This is a genomic window from Saccharicrinis carchari (assembly GCF_900182605.1).
Taxonomy (GTDB): Bacteria; Bacteroidota; Bacteroidia; order Bacteroidales; family Marinilabiliaceae; genus Saccharicrinis; species Saccharicrinis carchari.
Window position 1 is genome coordinate 450,049 of record NZ_FXTB01000003.1, and the last position, 20,409, is coordinate 470,457.

The following is a 20,409-nucleotide window of genomic DNA, read 5'->3' on the forward strand; positions in this document are numbered from 1 at the left end:
AACCCTAATTATACCTGAATTAACTGTTTTAAGCAGATTGTATTGTATATAAAAAAAAGAGAGGATGCAAGTTGACTATATCATAGCAGGTTCGGGATGCGCAGGCTTAAGTCTTTTGTACCGTATTTTACATGAACCGACCCTTAGACATAAAAAAATTTTAGTGCTCGATAAAGGGCCAAAAGTACACAACGACCGTACCTGGTGCTACTGGGAAAAAGGGGAGGGCGCATTTGAATCTATTGTGTATCATAAGTGGAAGACCTTGCAATTTTTTAGTACCGCTTTTAAAAAACAATTTCCTCTGAAGCATCATCAATATAAAATGATAAGGGGCATTGATTTTTACAATTACGTTTTAAACTATGCCGGTGAATTTAAAAATGTGGTATTTAAGTATGAGGACATCCAAAAAATAGACAGTAAAAGCGGATTGCCCTTTGTGCAAACGGAACAATCGATATACAATGCAAGTTATGTTTTTAATTCCACTGCCTTGTTTCATCCAAAAATAAACACCCGAAACACACTATTGCAACATTTTGAGGGTTGGGTAATAAAAACCGCGGACAATGTATTTGATCCCGATGTAGGCACCTTGATGGATTTTAGGCTTAAACAGCATGACGGCGCTACATTTATGTATGTGTTACCAAGTAAACCCAACGAAGCGCTGGTTGAATATACGCTGTTTAGTCCCGAACGCTTACCCCGGCAGGATTACAAAAAGGCTTTAAAGGAGTATATAAAAGAAGAATTAAGGATTGACGATTATGAGCTTATACATACCGAGTTTGGCGTTATCCCCATGACACTGGCAAAGTTTAGCCGTCATGCAAAGTCAACACGAAACATTGTTAACATAGGCACAGCCGGGGGGTTTACAAAAGCCAGTAGCGGATATACTTTTCAGTTTATACAAGAAAACACTAAATCGATTGTTGATGCACTTAAAAAGGGCCATCAGCCCAACCTAAAATTGAGCTTACGCGATAAAATTTATCAGTGGTACGACCGTACCCTGCTAGAGGTGCTACTATCGAAAAAAATGAGTGGCAAAGCAATTTTTTCTATGCTGTTTAAAAAAGTACAGCCCGAACGTATTTTGGTGTTTTTAGGGAATAAGAGCAGCTTTTTAGATGACCTGATTATTATGAAAAGCCTGCCTTTTATGCTATTTTTAAAGGCGGGTGTTAGGCAACTCTGGTTTAACAAGTAACAATTAGAAGGTAAATAGCTTTTAAAAAAGGCATTAAAGAAATAGGTTTTTAAGCCCAAGCTTTGTGCATGAATCCTATAAGCGTAAGATTATAATCCTTTGCTTATAAAAATAAATCGAATAAGCATAAAATTAATTCCTATGCTTATTCGATTTTTTAATGTGCTTACAGCTTAACAATGGCTCGGTGAAAAAACTTTATGCCTTGACATGAATAAGATTATTGAGCATCTCTTTTATTTTTTTACCGGGGGTAAAAATTACTTTCGACGACTTAACGCTCGAAGCCTTTACTTCTGCGGCTGTAGCTTCGCCCACGCTGCTGATGCCAACCCTAAGACTACCCAAATCGCCCAGACGTACATTTTTGCCGTCTCCCAAAGAGTCAACCATCACATCAACCATGGCGTATAAAACAGCGCGTATATCGGCGCCGCTCACCGTACTTATTTTTTCAATCCTATTAGTTAAACCCTCTAAGGTAAGATCGCCTTCCATTTTTGCTGAGGCATAAAATTTCTTTTCTCCTCCGCCGACAACGCCCGGTTGCCCTCTTTCGATAACATTAAATTTAATAGGCATACTTGTTTGTTTTATAGGTTAATAATAATTTACTGTAAGCCTTTGTTAATCTGTTTAATAAAATCGAACATAAGATAATAAATGGATATTAAGCCTAAGTTTGTCATTTTTCATTTTTTTATAAAAAGGTCTTACTAATATGTATAGTAAAAATTTATTTTCATCATCTAAAAACATACTTATGTTTCCTTTTGATAAACCTTTTTCTTCCCTTAGAAGATTATACATCCAATAAGCTCTTATCGCAGCCAACACTCCTGCTAATATTATTAAATTATCCATTTTTAATATTTATTATAAGGCCAAACATATGTATTATCAACTCTCATTTCATAAGTATCAGGAGCTATGGGAAAGTATCCTGATGGAGAATCAATATTTATAAAAATTTTTAAACTTCCACCTAAACCAAAATAGAAATTCAAATCTAAAATATTAATTCTTTCCGTAGTTGCATTAAGGCCTGCTTTCATATCATACAAGAATATATTACCTCCAATTGCGGCATTTTCTGAAACTAAACTTTTTTCAGCATTTATTGAAAGTGGTCCTGCCCCTAAAGCACCAGATAGTTTCCAATCTCTTCCATATTGAATTGCCTTGCCGTATTTTCTTCTATTTCCTTGAGACCCTTTTATTAATTCTTTACTTATCCCAGCCTTACCTTCATAACCCACTCCAAATAATTTAGCCTTTGTTCCAACAACAGCCCCTGCTTCAACGCTTGCTTCAATATCAAACCAACCCCCTCCAGATTGGGCAAGTCATCGTAAGTGCTTAAAAAGCCCGATTAATCGGGCTTTTATGTTATTCTATTTTGCCTATTCTTCTATTCTTTTCCCTAGAATAAAATAATAGCACTGATCATCTCTATGAATGAAAATTGAATCTGAGGAAGAATTCTTAACAACATAATCACCTCTTCGGATAAAAACTCCAAGAAACTCATCATTATAAGCATAATTATATGAGGATGGTAATTTGAGTTCCCGTCCATTATTTAACTTAACAAATGTCACTCCATTATTCCGTATTTTTACAATTTCTCCTTTAAACTCAGTTTGTCGTGAAACCATATTATACCTTTTCCATTCTTTTTTTTGAAAATAAATACCTCCAATGGACATAATGATAAAACCTAATAAGATGGCTATGAGAAATTTTCCTATGTTTTTATTTTTAAATGGTATCATTTTACAATATAATCTATGTTATAGAATTCATTAAAAACTAAAAAAATTTCCCCAATCAGTAAAATAATTTGTTTGGCCAACTCCAATGTGTCCAGAAACACCAGGTGGAGAAACTCCCAAGTGAACTGTTTTCCCTATTATATAACCCTTGTTTTCTACTGGTGCAATTAAATAGCCACCTCCAACCTCAATCCACCATGATGCCCCTACGCTAAAAGAATAGCTTCTTCCTAAAAAGTCGTTTATTCCCATTTTACTAACATCCCCAACAAAATAATAAGATGTCAATTGCCAAGATAACCCATAGTCAAGGCCTACCGCATTAATGTAAGGAGGACCAGTTCCTATAGAGGTATACCCCTTAGATACACCTGTATCTTTGCCTCTAAGCATTGTCAATTGACCTCCAGCCTGATCATATCCTGCACCATAAACTCCATCAACTGTTAATTCATGAGACCATGCATCTGGTGGCATATTTTCTTTCATCCGATAAATTGCAGATGCCCAATGCATTAAATTAACACCCCCACTTGAAGAGGCAACTTCCGTCCCCGACATATTTCCATTTGAATACCGAACGGCATATACATGTTGAGATGTTGCATAATTTCTCGATGGTGAGCCTGAAGGAGTGGGTAGTGGTAAATATCCAATCCCTCTGTCTTGCATCGAATAATAATAGTTTATCATTACACTTCGTTGCCTAAAATATAGATGGTTATCCCATTGATGGTTGCCATACGTCAAATCACTGGGGCTCAAATACCCACCAACACCTATATAACTATTGGAAACGGCATTACCAAGCGATTGCCCATGATTAATGGTATTGTCCAATATACCCGCAACGTAATTTACCAAACTTGGAAGTATGAAAAACAACGGATTTTCGCCGCTCGGGTCGGAGTACATCAACGGATTGTTTAAACCATAGGCATATCTGTTATAGTTAAGTGCATTGCCGGGATATGTAATATGCGGGTCGGGGCTTAAAAACTGGGCTAGCAGCGGGTCGTAAACCCTACCGTTCATATTAATCAACCCAAAGGCATCCAAATGCTCGTGCATGGTATATCCTCTGTCGGTTAACAATGATGTTCGATTGTCTTTTAATGTCCAGTTTTGTGGGTCGCGTCTGTTGCCCCAAGGGTCGTACGCAAACTTTTGTTCGGAGCCATTATAGGTGGCCATATTACCGGATTTATCTGTCAAAGCTATCAACGATCCTTGGTAATCGGTAATTGCATGATACAATTTACCAATACCGTTGGTTTCGATGTATAATGCCGTCAATCCATTACCTCCGCTAATATAGTGTACTTTTTTAACTTCTCCGGCTTTATGCTCCTCTTCGTAATTATTAAAATAGTATCTGGTTAAACCATCCTGTATGCCCCCTGAGTATGAGGCTTTCCTTCTTTGTTCGTCAATACCATATTTAATTACAAGCGATAAACTACCTTCAGTTATTTCTTTAACTTTTTTAAAACTGGTATATTCGATGAACTGCTCATCTTCTGAAAAACTCACAGGCTTACCTTCGACAGATGTTATAGCGTTTGGGCCAAAATTAACGGATTGCGTATTTAGGCCTAAAGCTTTACCTCCTCCTATTTGGATATAAATGTTGGCGTGTATATCCGGAATAAATGCCATCTACCATATTATCCTCACAATTTAACGGGTATCTTAAATCTGTATCTACTTCCGGTTTTCTTATTTTTGCTTTGGCTTTCCAAAATCTCCTTATGGGGCTTCTGTAAAAGTTTATATGTGTCCATCCATCCTTACAACTCAAACCCACTCCCAGACCCAATAATAAGGTTTTTTTGAGGTATTTTTACTTCTGTTTTTTTAAAGGTACGGCCAATCCAGCTTATGTCTTTAAAAGTGAGTTACACACTAAATTTGGGTTCTGAAAAATTAGGATAAATTTCATTTATTTTCGATATACTTTAATGGTTATTTCAAAAGTTACCTTCTACCGGAAGCTTATTTTATTTCAAGCTCATTTCAATGGCTTTTAAGGTTTGGTAATCGCTTAGCGAGGCGGAGAATTTATTTGTAATACCAAACCTTTTTAACACTTCTTTTATAACCCTTGTAGTGGTGAGTTGATAATTTATTTTAGATTTTAGGCCTATGTTTCCCAAGTAGTCATTAATCTCCTGTTTGCGTTTGTCAGATAGGTAGGGCATGGAAAAATCATTGGAAAGAGGCTCGAAATTATAATTATTGTGGAGGTGCAGGTTCAAGCGGTTTTTGGTATCATTGAAAAACAAGCTTTGGCCGGGCAGCAGGTCTTTGCTAGCAAAAAACTCGCTGACCCATGCCCGGTTCTTCCTGCGCTCGGGTGGCAGGTTAAGCATAAGCATAGCGCTTTCATAGTTTAAAAATGGTGTCCAGGCGGGTAGTCCCATCATAGACGGAACCGTAAGTACATAGCTTATTAGTACCGCTTTTATCCGCATGGTAATTAGCGGATACAACCTAATATCCTCCATCAGGTAGCTGTATCTATCAATAAACTCCTGCTCGGATCTGAATTCATCCTTACATCCGTCTGCTTTGTAATTTATACCATGTGTATAAGCCAAATAATTAAGGTATTGAGGATTGCGGGACAGTGTGTATGTATTTATGCCGGACAGCACATCGCCTCCCATGCCACTTATCATGCTTGCCGGCTTATTTTGTAGAATATCGTTTATTTTATGGTAGAATTCAATGTGATACATTCCGTGCAGGTGTGTGCTAAAGGCATACAAATCGTGCCAATGCCCGGAGTAATGGAAAGCATCTTTTAAATGTATCCGCTCCCAGTGATGCCCTAGTTTTTTCGCTATTTTTTTTGCTTGCTGTACTTCAAAGCTTTTTTCCTGATTGGCCGAGATACCGTAGGTGTAGTTTTTTACCCTGGATCTATCGTGCATAAAATAGTTGGCAATGCGGGAATCGTACCCGCCGGAAGTGGGAATTACGATGTCGCCCACGGTACGCTCTTCACGCTTGCGGCAGTAGTTGTCAAATTTATTCCAAATATCTTGTTCTGATGCCCCTTTAAATTCATCGATGCGTTTTGCCGGATCTTCCTTTTGAGTAATGCTTAGATCACCCAACTTATAACGTAAGCTCGAATAAAAAGATAGAAAACGGACTTCTTTAAATATGGTCCGTTCAAAAACACTAAAGCCATATTTTAAATAATCGAACAAGCCTTGCTTGTCTATCGCCTTGTTCTCTCCCAAACACACCTTAGGAAAAGTAGATACCACGCCTTCTTTACTATTATAATACAGAGGGATACTTTGCAGCCAATCGTTTTCTACAAGCACCTCATCCTGGCAGATATGGATGAGTAAATTGTGATCCAGCAAGTTATCCGAAGCAGGAAAACCCATAGAATAAACCCCATTTTTAACCATGCAAGTGTTTAAATCGCCATAATAATACAGCGAAAGCCAGCCCATGGACAGGTCAAAATCCTTTATTTGAATATTGGGGTTTATTTTGGGGAGATAATTTATTTTGCTCTTTGACAAGATAAACCCCACTATTTTAGCGTTCATAACAAATGTGTTTTTGCAAAAGTACATTTATAACTCAGTTATATCAAAACATTGATTTTATCTGTTTTATACTCCTTATAAAACGAGTGAGAAACAAAAAAAACACAAATGCCAAAGATACCGTGCCCGACCGAAGAGCCAGATTAAAAATTAAATTCAGGTACTCGTGCATATCATATTCAATAGTGGGTAAGTAAGATATCAGATACCAGGCAAAAAAACTGCTGACCACAATCTTTAACGAATCAAAAAACAGCACCTTTATTTTTAGTTTGTAGGCAATAAAGGCCAAGGTAAGCACAACATAAACAAATTTAGCAATAGCTGTAGAAATAGCTGCGCCGTTAATTCCCCATTGCGGTATAAGCAGCAGGTTAAGTGCCAGTACCATAATGCCCAGAGCGATGGCTAAGTAAGTGCCCACTTTATAATATTGGGATACACTCAGCGTTACGGCGCCCAAGCCCATAAAACAGTAAAACAAATGCGATATGGATATAAAGAACACCACCCATTTCCCTTCGGCGTAGGAAGGGGGTAAAAACCCCAATATTAAATCAATATTTATCCAAATATTAACAAAAATGAATGCCCCCATCAATATTTGCGAAAGGCTGCTTTTTTTTAGTAGTACACTTAGCTCCTTATAGTTTTGTTGGTTTAAGAGGCCGGCAATAACCGGAGTGCCTATTTTGCCCATTGAGCTTCGGGGGATGCGGGTAAGGGCACCAAAATAGTTGGTGATAGAATAGACTCCTGTAGCCTTTAGTCCCAAATAATAGCTAATCATATATTTGTCGATGTAGCTGGCCAATATTTCACTTAAGCCGGACAGGATATAGAACAAACCCACGCTGGTTATCTTTTTTAGGTGAGTGGCATAAACCGATAACTTGGGCCATTGAAAATTAATATCCCCTTTTTTTACCATAAAAAATAACAAAGCCACAACGGGTATGGCCAAATTTAGGGTGTAAAGTAACATAAACGTATTAAACGAAATGTAATGGTATAGATATAAAATGCTTAGCACGAGTATCCCAACGCGTACCACAACATCTTTGTATAAATTACCTATAGCCGAGTTAAACGTGGAAGCACTGAACATATCCACAACAATGAAGGCAAGGGTAAAAAAGGTTAGCGGAAATAAAAGAGGATAATATTGTTGTTGTAAGTGGGTATCTACTTCTTTGGTAATAAGAAACAAATCGCCCCAAAAATAAAATAATACGGTAAACAATAGGAAACCGATACTGGCAAAAAGAGAAACAAAAATAAAGAACGAATTGTGGGCGTTTTTCCTGTTCCGGAATTGCGGGAAAAAGTAAACGATTATACCCGCCGATCCAAGTGACGCGAATTGTGCCGCAATGGCCGAAACGGTAATAAGTATGTTGATAAGTCCAATCTCTTCTTCCGAAAAAATAATTGGAAAAAGGATAGCAACATTAATGCCGCCCAGGATTACCCCCAAATACGAATAGATAGCTCCCTTGAATGTTTGCTTGATGATAACGCCCAATCTGATAAAGATTTAACTGTTATGCAATAATTTTTAGCAAAGAAAGTAATTTTAATGCTTATTTGTCCTTCAACAATTATATTTTTACCAGATGAAGCCGGCATGGCCGGAGCAAATAGACAGGCCGTACAAAACGATGATTATAAACTGTGTTGGTTGTCAGGGCTTTGCTTATTTTTAATCACATGAAAACTGTCCCCATACTACTTTTTACCTACAACAGGCCGCAGCATACCCGCCTAACGGTTGAAGCGCTGTTAAAAAACCCCTTGGCGAATCAAAGTCATTTGTATGTTTTTTCGGATGAGGCTAAGAGTCCGGCGGATCGGGAGGCGGTAGATACAGTGCGGGCCTATTTAAATCAAATCAAAGGATTTGCAAGTGTTAGCAAAGTATTTCATAAGCAAAATAAAGGTCTGGCTAAAAGCATCATCGAAGGCGTAAGTGAAGTGTTTCAAATACACGACAAGGCCATTGTGCTGGAGGACGACCTGGAAACTTCGCCTCACTTTTTACAATTTATGAACGCGGCATTAAATTACTATTCTCCGCAAAAAGTATGGAGCATTGCCGGCTATACGCCCAATATAAAAATACCGGATAACTATGTTTACGACAGCTATTTGGTGCATCGTAACTGCAGTTGGGGCTGGGCTACATGGAAGCAAAATTGGATGAAGGTAGATTGGGAAGTGAAAGACTTTAAAACCTTTTTTACCGACAAAAACCAAAGGTATCAATTTGAACGAGGTGGCAACGATTTGTCTGTGATGCTGCTTAAGCAACAAAAACAAATTATTGATTCCTGGTCGGTTCGTTTTAATTATGCGGCCTATAAAAACAACAAACCCAGCGTGTACCCTACACAGTCTTTCATTAACAACAGGGGGGTAGATGGTAGCGGAACCAACATGAAAAGAAGCGGAAAATATGATTCTGCATTATTTAAAGGTATAAGTGCCGATTTCAAATTTTGCTCTGATGATGTAGTGCATCCTGCCATTGCCCATCACTTTAAGCAATTTTATAATGTATCCCTGTATCGAAGATTAATCAATGGTTGCAAAACACAAATGGCGGTGTGGGATTATAAAAAGGGAAATAACTACTAAAGCACATAAGCTCTGTTTTTTTCCACAGACCCAAAATATTGCGCATGATTCCCTATTAGCCCCCTAATGGAGTCTGTGAAAAGCAAAACCCCTTGATTATTAACTAATCAAGGGGTTTAAATGTACCCAGAGCCGGAATCGAACCGGCACGGGTTGCCCCACTGGTGTTTGAGACCAGCGCGTCTACCTATTCCGCCATCTGGGCAAATGTTATCGCTAACATTTTTGCGGTTGCAAATATAGGTAAAAGGAGCACTTTTGCAAACAAAATAAGCAAATAATCGCACGGGTAGTTTTTAATTGGTTCATAATAAACACTTATCTTGCGAAAAATAAATATTTCATGCACCAATTATTAAAAGTCACTACCTATTTATGCTTGTTTGGGATGTTTTTTCAGCCGCTTTGCAAAGCACAAAATAAAGTTTTGTGGGGAGGTGGCGTTTCTGCACATATACCAACCAATAGTTTAAGTACAAATAATTTTGGTTTTAGGGATGCAGCCGGTACCGGGGGAGGGGCAAATATGGGAACGTTATGGTTTTTTAATCCACAGTTGTCGTTGGGTTCCGAGTTGGCCTATTCCTATTTTCCCAGGAACCAAAAAACCTGGAACCAGCAGCGCAGGGGCGATATCAAGGTGAATTATCAAATGCTTAACCTGACGGCACAGGGTAACTTTTATCTTAACGAAGGCGGTGCCAGACCGTATTTAGGTGTTGCCTTCGGGTTATATTATTTGCGCAACATGGTCAATTTTATTTCCAATTATGTGGGTACTACCAATGATGCCTCGGTAACTTACGTGAGCAATACCTTCCATGCCGGTTTTGGACCCGAGGCAGGCGTATTGTTTAAGCGGCAAAAGAACCGATTTGCACACTTAAGCCTGCGTTATACGATAATACCCAACATTGAGGCCGAATATTATCCCGAAAAGCAGGTAACAATAAACCCTCACGGTAAGCAAAACCATTGGAGTTTATCGGTAAAAATGTTTTTTGGAAAAAGATAGAATATCTTATTGAACAAGCTATTATCAATCAATATTAAAACAAGCCATTTACATGTACGTCAACCTTGTCGATAATAGTGCTTAGGTCGGTTTTGTTTTTTATAAAATTACACTCATCTACATTAACAATTAACATTTTACCTTGCGTATAGTTTTCTACCCATGCTTCGTAGCGTTCGTTCAAGCGTTTGAGGTAATCCAGGCGAATATTGCTTTCATATTCCCTTCCCCGGCATTGTATCTGTTCCACCAGCTTGGGCACTGAAGCTCTAAGGTAAATGAGCAAATCGGGAGCCTGCACCAAGCTGCTCATCAGCTCAAACAGCGAGGTGTAATTTTCAAAATCGCGTCTACTCATTAAACCCATATCGTAAAGGTTGGGGGCAAAAATATGAGCATCCTCATAAATTGTTCTATCCTGAATGACCGTTTTACCCGTTTTACGGATATTGTTAATTTGCGAAAAACGACTGTTTAAAAAATAGATCTGCAAATTAAAGGCCCATCGTTGCATATCTTCGTAAAAATCGGCCAAATACGGATTGGTATCCACCTCTTCGTAATGGGCCTGCCATCCGTAATGTTTGGCAAGCAAAGTGCTTAGTGTTGTTTTTCCTGAGCCTATGTTACCGGCTATGGCTATGTGCATGATTCGTTTATTTTGGGTTTTGTTGGGTTTAAAGCAATTTTAAAAAACACCGGTATTATAACCGTAAAGAGTAATTAATTTATGGCCCCGTTTTGGTTGAGCTGTAGGAGTTCGTCCATTAGGTCTCTGTTGTTCGACAGTCGCGGCACCTTATTTTGTCCGCCCAGTTTACCATGTTTTTTAAGCCAATCAAAAAACAGGTTATTTCGTGCCATCTCTATCTTTGGAGCTTCAAGCGTAATGTTCTTATAGCGTTTGGCTTCGTAGTCGGAGTTTACTTCTTGCAATCTTTTGTCTAACTCTTCGGCAAAAAGATTTAAATCGTCCGGCTTTTTTTCAAACTCTATTATCCACTGGTGTCGTCCTTTTTCGTCGGTGCTCATGTACATGGGTGCCGCCGTGTATTCTTTAATAACCGCATTTGTACGGTTGCAAGCATGTTTGACAGCTCTGTCGGAATTGTCGATAATAACTTCCTCGCCAAAGGCATTAATAAAATGCTTTGTGCGTCCGGTGATCACTATTTTATGTGGGTGTTTTGAGGTAAATTTAACCGTGTCGCCCAGGGCATATCGCCACAATCCACCATTGGTTGATATTACAATGGCGTAGTTGGTTTCCAGTTCAACATCCTCAATAGTTAAAGCTTTAGGATGGGCTTTATCCCATTCATCGATGGGTAAAAATTCATAAAAAATTCCGTAATCGAGCATAAGCAACATGGAATGCGAACTGGGGTCGTCCTGGATAGCAAAAAATCCCTCAGAGGCATTGTACGTCTCCATGTAGTGCATTTGATCGGAGGGTATCAGTTTTTGATATTGCTCACGGTATGGGTCAAAATTGATGCCTCCGTGAATAAAAAGCTCCAGCTTAGGCCATATTTCTAATAGATTTTGTTTGCCCGTATGGGCAAGTAAGTGTTTTATCAGCACTAAAAACCAGGATGGTACACCGGTTAAGGAGGTGACGTTTTCGTTGAGTGTAGCCTCGGTCATTTTAATCAGCTTCTCTTCCCATTTATCCATAAGAGCGATAGACTGGTCCGGAGTGCGGATAAAATCAACCCAGAAGGGTAGGTTGCCAATTAATATGGCTGACAGGTCGCCGTAAAAGGTATCGTTATTGTATTGATTTAATTGTTGACTACCACCCAAAGTAAGTCCTTTTCCTCTAAACATTTCGTTTTCGGGATATAGTTCGTTGTATATGGCCAGTACATCTTTACCGCCTCTAAAATGGCAACATTCCAGCGACTCCTTTGAAACGGGGATAAACTTACTTTTTGAAGAGGTGGTACCGGATGATTTAGCAAACCATTTTATTTCGCCGGGCCACAGTACATTTTTTTCACCATGTTTTACCCTTTCGATTAAAGCTTCGGTTTGCTCATATTTATGCACGGGAACGCGCTCCTGGTAATCTTTAATGGTTTTTATAGAAGCAAAATCATACTTTTTACCCAGCTCGGTAGCGTTGGCTTTTTTTACCAATTCCATTAGTTGTTCCTTCTGTACATCTTCGGGGTGAGCCTTAAAGTGGTTGATCTGCGATAACCGGCGGCTGTTTACTAATGATATGATAGAATTCAATATTGGCATACGGTACGGTTTTAAGGGCTAAATATAAAGTATTTTTCCTGAAAAAATAAGATGTACAATAAGGTAATAATAAACCACTGTTTTGTTATTTTAGCAAAAAATATATCGTGTTGATGAATTATTTCGATATTGTTGTAGGCGTACTCTTAATTATTGCGCTCGTTAAGGGTTTTAAAAATGGTTTAATTATCGAGTTTGCCGCTCTGGCTGCTCTGGTTTTGGGTGTTTTGGGTGCCATAAAATTCTCCGCTTTTACTGAGGTATGGCTCATGCAATACTGGCAAAGTGATTATATAAATATTATCGCTTTTTTTATTACTTTTATTGCGATTGTGATAGGCGTGCACCTGTTGGCTAAGCTGGTGGATACCCTGGTTAAGGCGGTAGCATTGGGATTAGTAAACAGGGTTCTTGGAGCCGTTTTTTCCTTGTTTAAGTATGGCTTTGTTTTAAGTGTTTTATTAGCCGTATTTACTACTTTCGACAAAAGCTTTGATTTGCTCCCCGAAAAAACCAGAGAGCGTTCGTATTTGTATCAGCCCCTATCGGAGTTTGCGCCATTCATATTCCCCTATCTTAATTTTGATGAGAAACCATTGCGTAACAAAGTTGAAGAGATTATCGAGGTGTAGGTAGCATTGGATGATGAGGTGCAGTAGGTAGTGCGCGTTTTGTTACAGGGTATTATAAAAAACAGACGTAGTTATGTTATTTAGCTGCCTGCACCCTGCGATGCGTTAAGTAGCAGCTTGGCCAGTGATTGTGAGATGGCACCCGGCAGGTCCATTTGGATCTGCATAAACTCAAGGACTGCCATATGCCATGCACTTAATGTATTTCGTGATTGTATATAGTGGTCGAAGGCAGCATTGGCAATGGTTAGGGTATGGGTGCCAAAACAACGGAACAAGTGACGAAAGGTATCAGCAGGCAAGTTGGTGTGTTTGTACTGGTCGTATAAGCGATCGATAAAATCGATGAGTTGTCCCTGACTATACGTAGCACCTAACTGACGGCTAATAAATTGGGTTGTTTGCGAGGAGCTTAACGATGCCGTTGTGCCGGATACTACCTTGTCCTGTTCGCTAAGATACAGCAGCATTTGCAATAGCAAACTTAGCTTGGTGTAACTGAGTGATTTTAGATGTATAAAATTATCGTTAGCAACCGTAAAAGGTAAGCCGGCCCATTTTAGCCTTGTGCGCACATGCCAATGCGCCTTGTAAGGCGTTTTTGTGTTGTGCTCCGTAAATACAGTAGGGAACAGGCGTACATATTGTGTTTGCTGCCGGTACTGCGCTTTTATAGCAGAAATATTAAATTTTGCTGGTATGGGCGCGGTGATGGGCTCTACCGTACAGATAGTTTTTAAGGTTTCTACGAGATGATTTTTGTCCTGCAAAGCCGGATTACGTATTTGATCGAGCAAAAAAAACAGCTCGTTTTTGTTTGCAAGCGCATTATCTCTATCAGCAGACCTATGCTTATGCACTACTTTTCATTTTTTTTTATCCGTTTAAAAAGTTCTGATGCAAAAACAAAATCATTCAAGCGCTCTTCGCTTGCCGATAGTAAGTCTTCTTTATCACCTTCCCAAAGTTTTCGGCCCTCATAAATAAAAATAATCTTTTCGCCAATACCCATAACGGAGTTCATATCGTGGGTGTTAATAATGGTTGTTATTCCATATTCTTTGGTGATTTCGTAAATGAGATTATCAATTACGATGGATGTTTTGGGATCTAAGCCCGAGTTGGGCTCATCGCAGAACAGATATTTTGGATTTAAGGCAATAGCCCGTGCAATGGCAACTCGTTTTTGCATGCCACCACTTATTTCGGAAGGATAAAGATGGTTGACGTTTTCGAGTTTAACCCGCTTTAAACAGAAGTTAACCCGTTCGCGTTTTTCCTCTTTGCTTTGTTCTGCGAACATATCTAATGGGAAACGTATATTTTCTTCAACCGTTAAGGAATCGAAAAGTGCAGAGCCCTGAAAAAGCATGCCTATTTCTTTTCGTATCGATTTTTGGTCGTCAAAGTCCATTTCGGAAAAAACCTTGTCGCTGTAAATAATTTTCCCCGAGTCGATACTGTGCAATCCAACCATTGTTTTTAACAGTACCGTTTTACCGTGTCCGCTTTGCCCTATAATAAGGTTGGTATGGCCGGTTTGAAATTGGGCAGACACATCAAAGATAACTTGATTATCACCGAAGCTTTTATTTATATTTTTTATCTCAATCATGCCAATAAAAGCTGGGTTAGTAATAGGTTGAATAATAATATTTGGATGCTGCTGACAACAACCGCTCTGGTGCTTGCTGCGCCCACTTCCAGCGAACCGCCATCGACGTAATATCCGTGGTAGGCCGATATAGAAGAAATGAGAAAGGCAAATACCACAGATTTGATGATCGCATAAAATATATAAAAAGGTTTAAAACCGAACTGTACACCATAAATAAAATCGGCCGATGGTACTTCGCCTGTAACGGCACCGGCCAGCCAGCCACCAAAAATGCCTATACCCATACTGATAAGCGTAATAAAAGGTATCATGCCTACCAATGCAATTATTTTAGGGAGTACTAAATAGCTGCTGGAGTTTATGCCCATTATTTCGATAGCATCTATTTGCTCCGAAACGCGCATGCTACCAATCTCGGATGCTATGTTTGAACCGACTTTACCTGCCAAAATAAGTCCTACAATAGTGGAAGAGAACTCAAGTAACACCGATTCGCGTGCAGCCAGTCCGATGGTATATTTGGGTATGAATACCAAATCGAGGTTATAAGCCGTTTGTAAGGTAATAACGGCTCCCATAAAAAAAGAGATGATAGATACAATTCCAATGGAACCAACACCGAGGCTATCGGCTTCCTTAAATACTTGTTTTACAAAGATGCGTAACTTTTCCGGCTTAGAGAACACTCTGTTTAAAAACAGGACGTAACGGCCGAAATGATATAATAAACCCATATGAATTGATTTGGGATAAAAATACTAACTTAATTCAGGGTAAAAAAATTTAAAATAGCTCCTCAATTTTTTTATTGTGAAGCTTTTTGGGTATTTTCACCCGAACAATTTAAAAATTAAGGAAACTAAATTATAGGTAATGAATAAAAATACATACTGCGTAATTATGGCAGGCGGAATAGGAAGCCGCTTCTGGCCCATTAGTCGCGAGGAAACCCCAAAGCAGTTTCTCGATATTCTGGGAACTGGAAGGACATTGATCCAGCAGACTTTTGATAGATTTAAACCTATTTGTTCCACAAAAAACTTTTTGGTAGTAACCAGTATTGAGTACAAACAGATGGTGCTCGATCAACTCCCCGATCTTGCCCCGGAACAAGTTTTAACCGAACCTTTCAGGCGTAACACAGCACCCTGCATCGCTTATGCTAATGCATGGATTAAAAAACGCGATCCGGAAGCCTCCGTGGTGGTGACACCAGCCGACCACCTTATATTAAAGCAGGACGAATTTGTAAAGGTAATTTCAAAGGGATTGGATTTTGTTACCGATAACAACTCCCTGTTAACCCTGGGCATTAAGCCGCACCGCCCCGAAACAGGTTACGGCTATATTCAGGTTGCCGATAAATCGGCCAATATACTGGGCGAGATAGAGCCGGTAAAAACTTTTACCGAGAAACCGAACCTGGAATTGGCCAAAGTATTTTTTGAGAGTGGTGAGTTTTTCTGGAATTCAGGTATTTTTATCTGGTCTATTAGAACGGCTGAGGCAGCCTTTAATACTTATCTGCCCGACGTAAAATTGTTGTTTGATAGTATTGAGGACAAGATAAACACCAAAGACGAGGAAGCGGCCATTAAAAATATTTATTTAGAGTGTGATAACATTTCAATTGATTATGGCATAATGGAAAAAGCCGGCAATGTGTGTGTGCTTACCGCCGACTTTGGGTGGAGCGATCTGGGTACCTGGTCGAGTTTATACGAACACTCCAACAAAGATGAACATGGTAATGCCATTAATACCGGCAAGGTGCTTACCTACGATGCCAAAAACTGTGTTATCAATCTGCCAGGCGATAAGATGGCCGTAATACAAGGGCTGGAAGATTTTATTATAGCGGAATCGAAGAACTGTTTGCTCATTTGCCCTAAGGACAATGAACAACAAATCCGGCAGTTTTCAGCTGATTTAATATCGGAATTCGGAAACGGGGAATAGAGTCAAGGCGCTTTAAAAGCTACTAATGCCAATGCCGCCGAATGGCGGATAAAACCTGACCCCATAGTAATACGGGAGGGGTTGTAAATGTTAATTTCTTGTTCCCGCACATCCGGTACAAGAAATTAGGTGAACTGGTAGTGCGCATAGCTAACAGCTACATTTTTATTCAGTCCTATATAAACAAAAAAAGGAGCGCTATGCGCTCCTTTTTTATGAATTTTTTGTTCTCTTACAATAACTTACCATGGGTTCTAAAACTCCCACATGTCATGCTCGAAGTTGAATATTTCTGTTTTAATTCTTTCGGACTCAAGCATGGCTTCCATACCAACGGCATATTTATCAATTCCACGGTTATTGTACACGTTAGATTCTCTGGTGATATAACTTCCAAAATACCTTTTCATAAATATATCGTCGAAGGTGCGGCGTTGTGCATCGTTACGTGGGTTAAACACCTCATTGCGGGCAAACAGATCGCGTGCTTGCGGGAAATAAACCCAGAAGGTCTGTTTACGGGCCACTTCTTCTGATCCACCTTCACCAGAGGATTTAGAATACTCTCTGATAGGACATAATCCTATAATACGAACATCCAGGCGTGAGTAGTTACGGTCGAAGAACCAAACTTCTTTTACCAATATTTGCTTTACTTCTTCGGGGCGCAGCTCACCGGTTACTATTTGTTCTGCAAAGGTTCCATCTTCCTGTTTCACTTGCAGGGTGTCGCCAACCGCACCCATTTCGTAAAGCACCTGATCATACGACATTTCAACTTTAAATTCGTCGTCGTTTTTGGTGGAGTAAGCAGTAAGTCCTTCGTACTGTATGCCATGTATCAATAATTGGATAAGGCTATATCTTCCGTCCATTGTATTGATAGGATAGTACAAGGGCAGATTAATTTTTTCGCGCAGATCAATAACCCGCCACACTTTTTTGGCCCACATCACATCCGCCTCTCTTACGTGAGGGTAGGGGATAGGTTTACGATTTAAAACATGTTCTTTTGGGTATATCCCGTCCAGAACGTTTTGGGCTTTTACGGTAGTAGTTCCTACCATTGCCACTAACATGATTATTAAGAAGAACAATTTTTTCATTACTATATTATTTTATGCTGTCTGTTTTAGTGATAACTTATTTTTATAATTATTAATCTACCAAAAATGTAATTGTACCCAAATCTCGCGTTCCACCCGGGCCGGTAGCTCTAATTTCTTCGATAGATATTTTAGATCCTCTTGGCATTCCTTTTATCAGGTCTTTTTGCGCGGCAGTAAAGGCAGCGCTGTTGGAGGGTTCATCAACATTATATCCGTTTTTAAGCACCGATACGGTAAAGCGGCTAACTTTATATTCCAATTCAAAATCAAAGTCTTTCATTTCGGCAAATACGGCTGTTTGTGCTGTTAATACCTGTTTGGGTATTTTACCCCCAGACTGCCCGGCAACAACCGGAACCGGGTCAGGTACCCTTTTAATCCGAAATTCCTGCTTACCTATAAACTTCTTTTTTCCTCCTATTTGTGCGCTTACCGTTACCACGGATTTTTTACCTGCTGTTCCGGCATTGGGCTTTACTATATAATTACCACCACGCATGCTTCGGCTTACATTGCTCATGCTTACACTCAGGTCCTTCGTGGCCACGCCTGGCACCGAAATAGCCACCGGATTTTCCACCCCTTCGTAAAACACGTTCATTTTAATAGGCGAAATCACCGCACTTGGTTTTACAACCTGATACTCTCCTTCTATTGGATATTCAATTGTTTCCGATCCATCCGGGGTTGGCATTTCAATATATCCTTTCCACTGATGCTCACCAACACCTTTAGTTTGTTTTAATATACCCTTGCCATCCTTTATATCGTTAATTTTTTTGCCGTTTATTACAATGTTTGGTACTATCGTCGGATCGTAGGCTGCCATGAACAATTCGGCTGTATAAGTTTCGCCTTCGAGTATGGTGGTTTTATATGGTTTTACCACCTGCATCAGTTTTTCAAACTTATAGGAGTCCTTATTGATATGGGCATAAAGATTAGCTACCATATCTGCCTCTGCGCTCCTAACATCTCCCTGTATCTTACTCAGCATGGCCATAGATGCTGAAAGGGGGATATGTTCAAATTTAGTGGATTCCCAGGATTTTTTTACATCCTTCTCGCCCTTTATGTCGTCAGTATTAAACATTTCCTGATAGGCTAAAACAAAGGCGCTATCTGTAACTTCAATCTCTCCTAAGCTCTGAAGTAGCAATTCTTTGTATTTATTCATTTCGCTTTTAAGCACCTTGCTTCGTTCTCCGCCTTTTTCGGTAATCATTATCTGGGGTGCTATATCCTGATTATCGTGCCCTTTATAATTATCAGGTGTAGCTTCGGAGCCTCCTGCTGTTTGTGCCAGCAAAATTTTTAGATCCTGTATATGATTCACCAGGCTATCTGCCGCAGCTTTTATTTCATTCGCTTTCGCCCAATCCTTACCGGCTTTTTCGCGGTTGTTACTGTAGGCTGTTTCAAACTGATTGTAAAGTACTTCTGTTTTTCGTTCTACGGTTCCTCGTGATTGATTAAATCCTTCATCGAGAGAAACAAAAGCCTGAAGCAACTCCCCTGACACATTCAACGCGAGCATTGCTGTGAGAAAGAGGTACATCATACCTATCATTTTCTGCCGCGGCGTTTCTGGACAATTTCCACCACTCATATTCTAGCTTCTTTAAATTTTTACCAATATAAATTAACGGCCTCCGGCATTCATGGCGCTCAGCATATTTCCGTATATGGTGTTCAATTCACCTACGGTTTTGTTGAGGCTGGATACCTGATCCCTGTAATTTTTCGCCTCCTCAACGGATTGCTTCAGATAACCGTGTATTTCGCCCAATCCTTGGTTTACATTTTCGGTAGATTGCAACTGTGTTTGTGATCCCTTTAGCTGCAACTCATAGATAGAATTGATTGATGCCAGGTTTCCGTTGAGATCGGCTAATTGGTTGTTGTACTTTTTGCTGTTATCCGATATGCCGCTCATTTCCTGCTCCATACTTTTCGACATATTGGCGTAGGTTTCGATTAATTGCTTGCCCGATTGTGCCATATCGTTAGCCACTTTGGTGCCGGCATGCGAAATGGCATTGGCTGTAGCTGTGTAGGATTGCGTAAGTGCCTGTGTGGATTCTTCGATCGCTCTGGTAGATTTATCCTGTATATTTCCGAATTTACCTACCGATTCAGATGCGGTTTGTATATTTTTCAGATAGCTTTGGGTGGCCAAAGATGCATCGCTTAAATCGGCCAGTTGCGAGGAGGTAGTTCCCAGTTTTTTAATTCCGTCTGCCAACTCCGTTACCGTTTGTTGATCGATATTTCCGGTTTGGATAAGCGCTTGCAGCTCACTTCCGCCACCGCCACCTCCACCGTGATGCGCCGCTTTGGGTTCTAAACCTACCAATTCGGGATAAACCAGACTCCAATCCGGCATTTCATGTGGTGGCTCAAAGGCCGACAGTGCAAAAATGATTGCTTCGGTGCCTAATCCTGCGATAAGCATATATGACGCTCCCGGCAAATGAAGTATTTTCCATAAGGCTCCAAGTATAACTACTGAAGCCCCTAAGCCATACACCTTACCCATTACCTTTTTATATCCCGGGCTTTCAACAAATTCCGTTATGCTCATAATTGTATTGTGTTAATCTGTTTCTTACTCAAAGTTTAC

The 20,409-nt window shown here is 39.7% G+C and carries 20 protein-coding genes and 1 tRNA gene; 5 read left to right on the top strand and 16 right to left on the bottom strand.

Features of this window, described 5'->3' with window-relative positions; translation table 11 throughout:
• Positions 1 to 64: 64 nt before the first annotated feature.
• Positions 65 to 1,219 (top strand): lycopene cyclase family protein, encoded by a 1,155-nt coding sequence (locus FN809_RS08600; protein WP_142533089.1) that lies wholly within the window; start codon positions 65 to 67, stop codon positions 1,217 to 1,219.
• Positions 1,220 to 1,417: 198 nt separating this feature from the next.
• On the opposite strand, the gene FN809_RS08605 is transcribed toward FN809_RS08600, so the two are convergent.
• The 7 genes from FN809_RS08605 to FN809_RS08635 all read right to left on the bottom strand — a co-directional run bounded on the left by FN809_RS08605 (position 1,418) and on the right by FN809_RS08635 (position 8,091).
• Positions 1,418 to 1,801 (bottom strand): HU family DNA-binding protein, encoded by a 384-nt coding sequence (locus FN809_RS08605; RefSeq protein WP_142533090.1) that lies wholly within the window; start codon positions 1,799 to 1,801, stop codon positions 1,418 to 1,420.
• 54 nt (positions 1,802 to 1,855) lie between these two features.
• Positions 1,856 to 2,083, bottom strand: coding sequence for a hypothetical protein (locus FN809_RS08610; protein ID WP_142533091.1), 228 nt, complete (start codon positions 2,081 to 2,083; stop codon positions 1,856 to 1,858).
• A 2-nt stretch (positions 2,084 to 2,085) separates the two neighbouring features.
• Positions 2,086 to 2,478: a hypothetical protein gene (locus FN809_RS08615; RefSeq protein WP_142533092.1), complete on the bottom strand. Its 393-nt coding sequence runs from the start codon at positions 2,476 to 2,478 to the stop codon at positions 2,086 to 2,088.
• A gap of 144 nt (positions 2,479 to 2,622) precedes the next feature.
• Positions 2,623 to 2,994 carry a hypothetical protein gene (locus tag FN809_RS08620; protein ID WP_142533093.1) on the bottom strand — a complete coding sequence of 124 codons (372 nt, stop codon included), beginning with the start codon at positions 2,992 to 2,994 and terminating at the stop codon, positions 2,623 to 2,625.
• A gap of 30 nt (positions 2,995 to 3,024) precedes the next feature.
• Positions 3,025 to 4,653 carry an RHS repeat-associated core domain-containing protein gene (locus tag FN809_RS08625; RefSeq protein ID WP_142533094.1) on the bottom strand — a complete coding sequence of 543 codons (1,629 nt, stop codon included), beginning with the start codon at positions 4,651 to 4,653 and terminating at the stop codon, positions 3,025 to 3,027.
• A 341-nt stretch (positions 4,654 to 4,994) separates the two neighbouring features.
• Complete coding sequence (locus FN809_RS08630; protein WP_142533095.1) at positions 4,995 to 6,566, bottom strand: asparagine synthetase B family protein; 1,572 nt, start codon at positions 6,564 to 6,566, stop codon at positions 4,995 to 4,997.
• A gap of 43 nt (positions 6,567 to 6,609) precedes the next feature.
• A complete protein-coding gene (locus tag FN809_RS08635) occupies positions 6,610 to 8,091 on the bottom strand; it encodes a lipopolysaccharide biosynthesis protein (protein ID WP_185957507.1) in 1,482 nt (493 codons plus the stop codon).
• Positions 8,092 to 8,276: 185 nt separating this feature from the next.
• On the opposite strand from FN809_RS08635, the gene FN809_RS08640 reads away from it, so the two are divergent.
• Positions 8,277 to 9,203 (top strand): glycosyltransferase family protein, encoded by a 927-nt coding sequence (locus FN809_RS08640; RefSeq protein WP_142533097.1) that lies wholly within the window; start codon positions 8,277 to 8,279, stop codon positions 9,201 to 9,203.
• 123 nt (positions 9,204 to 9,326) lie between these two features.
• Here the strand turns inward: FN809_RS08640 and FN809_RS08645 are convergent.
• Positions 9,327 to 9,408: transfer RNA gene (locus tag FN809_RS08645), tRNA-Leu, on the bottom strand.
• A gap of 138 nt (positions 9,409 to 9,546) precedes the next feature.
• Between FN809_RS08645 and FN809_RS08650 the strand changes: the two genes are divergently transcribed.
• Positions 9,547 to 10,218 (top strand): outer membrane beta-barrel protein, encoded by a 672-nt coding sequence (locus FN809_RS08650; protein ID WP_142533098.1) that lies wholly within the window; start codon positions 9,547 to 9,549, stop codon positions 10,216 to 10,218.
• Positions 10,219 to 10,252: 34 nt separating this feature from the next.
• Here FN809_RS08650 and FN809_RS08655 read toward each other — a convergent pair whose 3' ends face one another.
• The gene (locus FN809_RS08655; protein ID WP_142533099.1) at positions 10,253 to 10,867 is read right to left on the bottom strand and encodes a deoxynucleoside kinase; all 615 of its coding nucleotides are present in this window, start codon (positions 10,865 to 10,867) and stop codon (positions 10,253 to 10,255) included.
• A 74-nt stretch (positions 10,868 to 10,941) separates the two neighbouring features.
• Entirely contained in the window at positions 10,942 to 12,468 is a 1,527-nt protein-coding gene (locus tag FN809_RS08660) for a GH3 auxin-responsive promoter family protein (RefSeq protein ID WP_142533100.1), read from the bottom strand.
• 113 nt (positions 12,469 to 12,581) lie between these two features.
• On the opposite strand from FN809_RS08660, the gene FN809_RS08665 reads away from it, so the two are divergent.
• The gene (locus tag FN809_RS08665) at positions 12,582 to 13,100 is read left to right on the top strand and encodes a CvpA family protein (RefSeq protein ID WP_142533101.1); all 519 of its coding nucleotides are present in this window, start codon (positions 12,582 to 12,584) and stop codon (positions 13,098 to 13,100) included.
• An 80-nt stretch (positions 13,101 to 13,180) separates the two neighbouring features.
• Here the strand turns inward: FN809_RS08665 and FN809_RS08670 are convergent, their stop codons facing one another.
• Genes FN809_RS08670 through FN809_RS08680 form a run of 3 tightly spaced genes read right to left on the bottom strand, consistent with a single transcriptional unit; the run spans position 13,181 to position 15,452 of the window.
• Positions 13,181 to 13,960 (bottom strand): hypothetical protein, encoded by a 780-nt coding sequence (locus tag FN809_RS08670; protein ID WP_142533102.1) that lies wholly within the window; start codon positions 13,958 to 13,960, stop codon positions 13,181 to 13,183.
• Positions 13,960 to 14,715, bottom strand: coding sequence for an ABC transporter ATP-binding protein (locus FN809_RS08675; protein ID WP_142533103.1), 756 nt, complete (start codon positions 14,713 to 14,715; stop codon positions 13,960 to 13,962). Before FN809_RS08675 ends, FN809_RS08670 begins: the two co-directional genes overlap by 1 nt.
• Positions 14,712 to 15,452, bottom strand: a complete 741-nt coding sequence (locus FN809_RS08680; protein WP_142533104.1) for an MlaE family ABC transporter permease — start codon at positions 15,450 to 15,452, stop codon at positions 14,712 to 14,714. Before FN809_RS08680 ends, FN809_RS08675 begins: the two co-directional genes overlap by 4 nt.
• Positions 15,453 to 15,591: 139 nt before the next feature.
• On the opposite strand from FN809_RS08680, the gene FN809_RS08685 reads away from it, so the two are divergent.
• Positions 15,592 to 16,677, top strand: coding sequence for a mannose-1-phosphate guanylyltransferase (locus FN809_RS08685; protein WP_142533105.1), 1,086 nt, complete (start codon positions 15,592 to 15,594; stop codon positions 16,675 to 16,677).
• 254 nt (positions 16,678 to 16,931) lie between these two features.
• Here FN809_RS08685 and porN read toward each other — a convergent pair whose 3' ends face one another.
• The 3 genes from porN to porL are packed head-to-tail and all read right to left on the bottom strand — an operon-like array spanning position 16,932 to position 20,370.
• Positions 16,932 to 17,783, bottom strand: coding sequence for a type IX secretion system ring subunit PorN/GldN (porN, locus tag FN809_RS08690; RefSeq protein ID WP_142533106.1), 852 nt, complete (start codon positions 17,781 to 17,783; stop codon positions 16,932 to 16,934).
• Positions 17,784 to 17,835: 52 nt separating this feature from the next.
• A complete protein-coding gene (porM, locus tag FN809_RS08695) occupies positions 17,836 to 19,395 on the bottom strand; it encodes a type IX secretion system motor protein PorM/GldM (RefSeq protein ID WP_142533107.1) in 1,560 nt (519 codons plus the stop codon).
• 33 nt (positions 19,396 to 19,428) lie between these two features.
• Complete coding sequence (gene porL / locus FN809_RS08700; protein ID WP_142533108.1) at positions 19,429 to 20,370, bottom strand: type IX secretion system motor protein PorL/GldL; 942 nt, start codon at positions 20,368 to 20,370, stop codon at positions 19,429 to 19,431.
• Positions 20,371 to 20,409: the final 39 nt, after the last annotated feature.

Excerpts from the sequence above, each read along its gene's own strand:
- FN809_RS08600 (WP_142533089.1), top strand. The coding sequence starts at position 65 with ATGCAAGTTGACTATATCATAGCAGGTTCGGGATGCGCAGGCTTAAGT.
- FN809_RS08605 (WP_142533090.1), bottom strand. The coding sequence starts at position 1,801 with ATGCCTATTAAATTTAATGTTATCGAAAGAGGGCAACCGGGCGTTGTC.
- FN809_RS08610 (WP_142533091.1), bottom strand. The coding sequence starts at position 2,083 with ATGGATAATTTAATAATATTAGCAGGAGTGTTGGCTGCGATAAGAGCT.
- FN809_RS08620 (WP_142533093.1), bottom strand. The coding sequence starts at position 2,994 with ATGATACCATTTAAAAATAAAAACATAGGAAAATTTCTCATAGCCATC.
- FN809_RS08625 (WP_142533094.1), bottom strand. The coding sequence starts at position 4,653 with ATGGCATTTATTCCGGATATACACGCCAACATTTATATCCAAATAGGA.
- FN809_RS08630 (WP_142533095.1), bottom strand. The coding sequence starts at position 6,566 with ATGAACGCTAAAATAGTGGGGTTTATCTTGTCAAAGAGCAAAATAAAT.
- FN809_RS08640 (WP_142533097.1), top strand. The coding sequence starts at position 8,277 with ATGAAAACTGTCCCCATACTACTTTTTACCTACAACAGGCCGCAGCAT.
- FN809_RS08650 (WP_142533098.1), top strand. The coding sequence starts at position 9,547 with ATGCACCAATTATTAAAAGTCACTACCTATTTATGCTTGTTTGGGATG.
- FN809_RS08655 (WP_142533099.1), bottom strand. The coding sequence starts at position 10,867 with ATGCACATAGCCATAGCCGGTAACATAGGCTCAGGAAAAACAACACTA.
- FN809_RS08660 (WP_142533100.1), bottom strand. The coding sequence starts at position 12,468 with ATGCCAATATTGAATTCTATCATATCATTAGTAAACAGCCGCCGGTTA.
- FN809_RS08665 (WP_142533101.1), top strand. The coding sequence starts at position 12,582 with ATGAATTATTTCGATATTGTTGTAGGCGTACTCTTAATTATTGCGCTC.
- FN809_RS08675 (WP_142533103.1), bottom strand. The coding sequence starts at position 14,715 with ATGATTGAGATAAAAAATATAAATAAAAGCTTCGGTGATAATCAAGTT.
- FN809_RS08680 (WP_142533104.1), bottom strand. The coding sequence starts at position 15,452 with ATGGGTTTATTATATCATTTCGGCCGTTACGTCCTGTTTTTAAACAGA.
- FN809_RS08685 (WP_142533105.1), top strand. The coding sequence starts at position 15,592 with ATGAATAAAAATACATACTGCGTAATTATGGCAGGCGGAATAGGAAGC.
- porN (WP_142533106.1), bottom strand. The coding sequence starts at position 17,783 with ATGAAAAAATTGTTCTTCTTAATAATCATGTTAGTGGCAATGGTAGGA.
- porM (WP_142533107.1), bottom strand. The coding sequence starts at position 19,395 with ATGAGTGGTGGAAATTGTCCAGAAACGCCGCGGCAGAAAATGATAGGT.
- porL (WP_142533108.1), bottom strand. The coding sequence starts at position 20,370 with ATGAGCATAACGGAATTTGTTGAAAGCCCGGGATATAAAAAGGTAATG.